General features: G+C 44.6%; 5 protein-coding genes and 1 pseudogene. 1 reads left to right on the top strand and 5 read right to left on the bottom strand.

The window, feature by feature from the left end:
• Positions 1-299: pseudogene (locus BM736_RS15815) on the top strand (transposase); the annotation flags it as partial.
• Between the two features lie 176 nt (positions 300-475).
• Here the strand turns inward: BM736_RS15815 and BM736_RS15810 are convergent.
• The 5 genes from BM736_RS15810 to nifJ all read right to left on the bottom strand — a co-directional run bounded on the left by BM736_RS15810 (position 476) and on the right by nifJ (position 7,212).
• A complete protein-coding gene (locus BM736_RS15810) occupies positions 476-808 on the bottom strand; it encodes a hypothetical protein (RefSeq protein ID WP_076413889.1) in 333 nt (110 codons plus the stop codon).
• 108 nt (positions 809-916) lie between these two features.
• A complete protein-coding gene (locus BM736_RS15805) occupies positions 917-1,333 on the bottom strand; it encodes a hypothetical protein (protein ID WP_076413887.1) in 417 nt (138 codons plus the stop codon).
• 106 nt (positions 1,334-1,439) lie between these two features.
• Positions 1,440-1,679, bottom strand: coding sequence for a hypothetical protein (locus BM736_RS15800; protein WP_076413918.1), 240 nt, complete (start codon positions 1,677-1,679; stop codon positions 1,440-1,442).
• Positions 1,680-2,042: 363 nt separating this feature from the next.
• Positions 2,043-3,308, bottom strand: a complete 1,266-nt coding sequence (locus BM736_RS15795) for a RidA family protein (RefSeq protein ID WP_076413884.1) — start codon at positions 3,306-3,308, stop codon at positions 2,043-2,045.
• Between the two features lie 253 nt (positions 3,309-3,561).
• On the bottom strand, positions 3,562-7,212 hold the full coding sequence (gene nifJ / locus BM736_RS15790; RefSeq protein ID WP_076413881.1) for a pyruvate:ferredoxin (flavodoxin) oxidoreductase: 3,651 nt from the start codon (positions 7,210-7,212) through the stop codon (positions 3,562-3,564).
• Between the last annotated feature and the right edge of the window lie 99 nt (positions 7,213-7,311).

Raw genomic sequence — 7,311 nt, 5'->3', positions numbered from 1 at the left:
TAAAGCACTTACGGTGGCTGACTGAACTGATATTACCGCACCCTAGTCAACAGATTGTCTTGCAAGAATACTTACAAACCATTTCGGAGCGAATAGCTCGACTGAAGCGGCTCGACAATGAGCTAGAGCACCATGTGAAAATATGGCGTTACTATCCGGTAGTCAAAGCAATACAGGCATTACGTGGTGTGAGGTTACTGGTTGCTGCGGGTGTCATTGCAGAGTTAGGAGATCTAACTCGCTTTGATCATCCGCGAAAACTAATGAGTTATGTTGGCTTAGTGCCTTCAGAGCACTCTCCCAATTGAGTCAAAAGAGCAAAAGCAGGCTTAAATATTTAGGCCGAAAGAGTGGTGTTCTGCTTGACGTGGGGAGTCATACCAACGCCCCAGTCAGCGGCTGATAATAGCTTGCTAAAATGTGAAGCGAAGCGGAACCGAGCAAGCTGTTATCAGCCGCTGACTGTATTGGCTTGTTATATGCCGATTAACTCCGAATCTTTCCACACATCCTCGTAACCGACTGCAATTAGAAACCTATGCCCTGGAGGCAATGCCAAATAAGGTTCTATTTGAGGAAGGTAATCATTAATATGACTTACGTGTAATGGTTTGAAAAAGTCTGGATCATCGGTCCATTTTTCACCGCACCAAATATACCAACCACAAGTTCCATTTTCCGCAACTTGCCTCAAACCGTTTACAGGAAGTTTGCCAATAGTTTCAAGAGCAATGCCTAATTTATCAGTACCATTACACGGCGAATAATCCGCATTGAATTTGGCGCAAATGTCTTCCTGATTACTCATCGATTTCCTTAGGCATATAACGCCCTCGTTAATGGGCAAAATATTGTTGGCTAAAATGTTGAGGAACGAAACACAGCCAACTGTATTTTGTCCAGATTAAACAGCTTGTTATACGCATTTATTCGCTGACATAGTTATATTCATAATATTTTCTACGTTGCGGTAAGTTGCATCTCCGTTTCTTATATCCACAGAGATGTAGTTACCTTCTTCTATGAACTGCCTAAGTTGTTCACTAGAGCAGACTTTATCTTTGACATAGGCTCTAGAGTTTTGTTTTATCAAATCTAATTTTTTAGGGTTTTCGCCGAGCCCACCTAACTCAAGAGCTAATGAAATAGTTTTCCCTTGTGCAGAAAACCAAACTAATTTTATCCGCTCATCGCCCTCGGTGAAATACTTTCCAAAAATAGCTTTTAACTCATCTTCAGGTTTTGTTTGAACGAAGTCAGTAAAAATCCCCCTTCCAAAGTTAAAGATAACAATGACGATAGCTATAATTGAGAGCACTTTTTTGAAATTCACACCAATCCTTTATATACGTATAACGCCTACCATAAAAGGCGCGCGGCTTTTTTCGCGTCCTGCCCACATTTTTTGTGGGTGATTTTTCATGGTCTTGTTATGAGTTTTAAATGCATACAGTGCAAATTAACTGATATAACTCAGCTCTGTTAGGCATACTTGGTTTAGAGGATGCCTTAATGACTCTATCAATCTCATGCAAGAAGCCTTTGCCCGAAGAGAACTTTCCAATATTAAGACCATCTTCGATGATGCTTAGCCACTTAGTTTGCTGCTCTCCTTCCATGTAATAGATTGCAAAGTCTTTCATTGCAGGATAACAGTCTTCGTTACTGGGCCAATCCATACCATCACCATTACTCATAACATTTGTATAGTGCGCATGCACATTTACTTCATTAGACCAGTAAAAACGCGCAGCACAAAACTTATTAATTTCATTAAGTTATATCATTTCATCGAAATATACCATACGGATAAACGCGCATGCGTGTGTTACTAACCTATTAATAAACCTTGAGTTAAACCAACCATTTGATAAACATAGATTTTTACAGTTCAACAAAAATAAACGAGCAAAATAAATTCACTATTACTATTTACTCGTAAAGTTGAGCAAGCCCAACAAAAACCTGGTACATCAATAACAAAAAGCTCACTCCAGCTAATGCCGAAGTGAGCAATTTATGTCAATAAGTGTACTGTTTTTCTACACTAAAGGCGGTGTGCCTTCAGCATTAGAGAAGATGGCATCTATTTGTACCAACGCGTCCATCGGAATAGCTGAAACGCCTATGATGGTTTTAGCAGGCAAATCCCCCTTGAAGAAGGTGGTAAAAACCTCATTTACCGCGTCAACATCGGCAATATCTTTAAGTTGGATATTGAGTTTAACGGCATCGTCCATATCATGATCAACACTTTCGATAATCGCCTTGATATTGTTAAGACACTGTTGAGCTTGCTCCTTGATGCCAACTGCGACCACTTTACCCACTGTTGCGTCTATTGGCAGTTGCGCTGAGACATTGTTGTAGTGAGAAAATGCCACAGTTTGCGTCGAAAGCGCACTGATAGGCGCTTTGTCAGTGTTGTTTGGCTCAATGATAAGGCCATGTCTGTCTTCAACCGCTTGTGGCGGCGTGCCGTCACCGTGAGATACAGTAGCATCAATTTGTACTAGTGCATCCATTGACAAGCCTTCAGCCGCTACCACAGAACGTGCAGGGAAATAGGCTAAGGTTCTAGCAATCGATGAATCAGGGAAGAAGGTAGTATAAACTTCGTTCACCGCGTCGAGATCGGCAAGGTCTTTTAGATGGATATTGATTTTGACAATATCATCAAATGGCACAGTAATACTTTCTAGTATCGCTTTGATATTGGTTAAACATTGCTTGGTTTGCTCTTTTACACCGCCTGGGACGATATTGCCTGATTTTGGCTCTACTGGTAATTGCGCTGAGATATGGCTGTAATGAGAAAAAGCCACAGATTGTGTAGATACCGCACTGATTGGTGCATTGTCGGTATTTCTAACCAGTTTTACCAATGGGCAAGCAGCTTGTGGCGGCGTCCCCTCACCGTTTGAAAGCGCTGCATCCATCTGCACTAAAGCGCCGTCGAGAGGCAATGCTGCAACGGCAAGTACCGTACGAGTAGGCAGATAGCTCTGGAAGAATGAAGCATATACTTCATCTACCGCATCGAGATCTGTAATATTTTTAAGGTATACATTAATACGGACGACATCATGCATGGCATGTGCAGTGCTTTCGATGATGGCTTTAATATTTGCTAAACATTGCTTTGCCTGCGCTTCAACGCCACCAGCTACCAGTTGACCGCTTTTTGCATCAACAGGCAGTTGGCCAGAGATATTATTGTAATGAGAAAAAGCCACGCTTTGAGTCGATAGATTGCTTTGAGGCGCGTTATCTGTGTTTCTTGAAAGTTTTACTATCTTGTTAGTCATATCGGTATTTCATCCTTTATAAGTTAAGTTTTTCATGACAAAAATTGAAAATGGTTTTTCTTTGAGAAATTTATGGCACACGTGTTGGACTAGACTGCTAGAACCGTTATAAAGCCAGGTTCTAACAGCGCTCTTTTTATAGAGTTAGTTTTATAAAAATTGTGTTAATCAGTCAGAGCTAAGCGCCCAGTATTAAGCGTTCTGGGCACCTATTAGCTATCGACTCAGCGCTATACACTCAATGTAGATGTACTCAGTGCTGCGCCGCGAGCTCTTGACGCTCAAACTCGACATGAGGCGCTACAACCTCTTGCCCACGGGTGGCAATCTCTTCATACAACTTCCATTTACGCTCTAACACCTTTTGTGCTCGCTCTGTTAAAGAGGCTGCCAGTTCAGGGTTATTGCGCGCTAAGATCTGAAATCTCGCTTCATTAGCGCGGTACGCTTTGAGTGGAATAGACGGTCTTAACGAATCGAGTGAGAATGGGTTCTCCCCCACTTCGCGCAGATCGGGGTTATACCTAAACAGCGGCCAATGGCCTGACTTTACTGCCAGCTGTTGCTGCGTTAGTCCCTGCTCCATGGTGATACCATGAGCAATACAGTGACTGTAGGCGATGATGATTGATGGCCCTTTATAAGCCTCCGCTTCACGCATCGCGAGTAAGGTCTGCTGTGGATCGCCGCCCAGTGCAATACGCGCGACATAGACGTTGTTATAGGAGATAGCCTGCATAGCCACATCCTTTTTCGGGGTATGTTTACCCGATGCGGCAAACTTAGCCACTGCGCCAAGTGGGGTCGATTTTGACATCTGGCCACCTGTGTTGGAGTACACTTCGGTATCCATCACGAGCACGTTGACATCGGCGCCACTCGCAAGCACATGGTCTAGACCGCTAGAGCCAATATCGTAAGCCCAGCCATCACCACCCACTATCCATATTGATCGTCTGATCAATTGATCGGCGACCGAAATAAGGTTGAGTGCGTCGGTTGTTCCTAGCTTTTCAAGTTGCGATTTAAGGCTATCAACCCGTTTAATCTGCGCTTGAATATCTGACTCAGTTTCCTGTTCGTCATTGATGAGTCTGTCCACCAGCTCAGGCGCTAACGGACTTTCAGTCTGTTGACTCATCCGACCTAAGATCTGCTTAGCACTCTCTTGTTGTTTAACCGCTGCTAAACGGAAGCCAAAACCAAACTCGGCGTTGTCTTCAAACAGTGAGTTGGCCCATGCCGGACCTCGGCCTTTGTCGTTTTTAGCCCAAGGGGTGGTAGGTAAATTACCGCCGTAAATAGAGGAGCAACCTGTCGCATTAGCAATCATTAAGCGATCGCCAAACAGCTGTGACACCAGCTTAAGGTAGGGTGTTTCACCGCAACCTGAGCAGGCTCCTGAGAACTCAAACAGAGGCTGTAGGAACTGAGCGCCGCGAACATGTGAGAAATCCACTCGCGATCTGTCGTTATAGGGCAATGCTGTAAAGAAGGCCAAATCTTGCTCAGCTTGGGCCATATAGCTTTCTTTAGGCTGCATATTTAACGCTTTACGCTCAGGGGTTGTTTCTGTGGCTTCCTCTATCACCATAGGACAGGCATCGACACATAAGGTACAACCGGTGCAGTCTTGTGCAAACACTTGCAAGCTATACCGAGTATCAGGGAAACCGCGGGCACTGATGGTATGGGATTTAAAACCGCTCGGTGCCTTTTCAAGTTCAGATTTATCAAAGAACTTGGCTCGAATAGCTGCATGGGGGCAAACAATCGAGCAGTTACCACATTGAATGCACTCTTTTTGCTCCCACACTGGGATTTGCAGTGCGATATCCCGCTTTTCCCATTGTGTCGTCCCCGATGGATAGGTGCCATCAACGGGTAACATAGACACAGGAATAAGATCGCCCTTACCCGCCATCATTTTCGCTGTTACCTGTTTTACAAAATCAGGGGCTTTATCATTAACAAGGGCTTTATTAACAGCTTTAGCGGTGACAGATGCAGGAATTGCAACCTTCTCTAAGTGCGCTAAAGTGTGATCGACCGCTGCAAAGTTTTTCTCAATAACTTTGGGGCCCTTATGAGTATAAGTTTTCACGATCGCTTTTTTGATCTTTCCGATCGCTTCCTCTTTCTCTAATACCCCAGATAGCGCAAAGAAACAGGTCTGCATAATGGTATTGATGCGCTTACCCATGCCGGTATCTTCAGCAACCTTGTAAGCATCAATCACATGTAGGCTCATCTGCTTTTCAATCAACTTAGATTGCATCGCAGCTGGCAGTGTGTCCCACACTTTATCGGCAGTCACTTGTGTATTGAGTAAAAACACAGCCTTGTCAGCCGCTTTTGCTAACATATCCGTTGTATCAACGAAGGTAGGCTGATGACAGGCGATAAAGTTCGCGGACTGGATCAGATAAGGACTGTTGATGGCATCTTTACCAAACCGCAGATGCGACTCAGTTTGAGAGCCTGACTTTTTCGAGTCATAGACAAAATAACCTTGCGCAGAGAAAGCTGGATCTGCGCCGATGATCTTGATGGTGTTTTTATTCGCACCTACTGTGCCATCTGCCCCTAGGCCGTAGAAGATTGCTCTAACGACATCTTTAGACTCAATATCCCAGCTTGGGTCATAGTCGATATGTGAGTGGCTCACATCATCGATTATCCCAACGGTAAAGTGATGCTTAGGCGTATCCTTTGCCGAGTTATCAAAAATGGCCTTAACCATGGCTGGGGTAAACTCTTTACTCGACAGGCCATATCGACCAGCAATGAGTTTAGGTAGCTTGGCTAATTGTCCTGATTGGCTATAGCTGTCCATCAACGCGGTTAAAATGTCTTGATAGAGAGGATCGGCATTAGCACCTGGCTCCTTGGTTCTATCTAGCACAGTAATGCTGCTGGCCGTGTTAGGCAGTGCATCAATGAGATGTTTAGCGCTTAATGGGCGATAGAGCCGGACTTGCAGCAGGCCCACTTTCTCGCCACTTTTTGTCAGTGCATCGACCGTCTCTTTAACGGTTTCAATGCCTGAGCCCATGGCGATAATCACACGCTCAGCATCTTTCGCGCCGTAGTATTCAAGTAACTGGTAATAACGACCCGTAAGATCGCCCAGCTTGTCCATACAGCTTTGTACAATTTGAGGCGTATTATTATAAAACGGCGTGACTGTTTCACGGCCTTGAAAGTACACATCTGGATTTTGCGCCGTACCACGTATAAAGGGTTTATTTGGGCTTAACCCGCGTTCTCTATGGGCTCTAACAAGCTTGTCATCAATCATCTCGCGAATATCGCTATCACTGATAAGCTCAATTTTATTGACCTCATGAGAGGTTCTGAAACCGTCAAAGAAGTGCATAAATGGAATACGCGCATCGAGTGTTGCTGCATGGGCAACCATCGCCATGTCGTGGGCTTCCTGCACTGAAGATGAGGCTAATAGCGCGAACCCTGTACCACGCGCCGCCATTACATCTTGATGATCGCCAAAGATAGATAGCCCCTGGGCTGCAAGTGAACGCGCTGCGACATGAAATACAGTCGAGGTTAACTCACCAGCTATCTTGTACATGTTAGGCAGCATCAAGAGTAAGCCTTGAGATGCGGTAAAGGTGGTGGTCAAAGCGCCACTTTGCAATGAGCCATGTACAGTACCTGCTGCGCCCCCTTCACTTTGCATAGACGCGATAAGCGGTATACCGCCCCAAATGTTACGGGTGTCTTGTGTCGCCCACTCTTCAGCAAGTTCTGCCATGGTTGATGATGGGGTTATGGGATAGATGGCGCACACTTCACTCACACGATAGGCAATATGTGCAGCAGCTTCGTTACCATCACAGGTATGCATGATAGGTAAATTATTTTTATTTTTTAAATCAATCATATCTGCTCCTATGCCAGCTCGGCTTCTACCATTTCGATGGTTTGAGACAAGGGCATTGGTAAGTGGCCTATTCTGATTATTTGAATATTGGTCATATCT

This window comes from Shewanella sp. UCD-KL12, from assembly GCF_001957125.1.
Classification (GTDB): Bacteria; Pseudomonadota; Gammaproteobacteria; order Enterobacterales; family Shewanellaceae; genus Shewanella.
The sequence above is the reverse complement of the archived record's forward strand: the minus strand, read 5'-3'. Positions and strand labels throughout refer to the sequence as shown.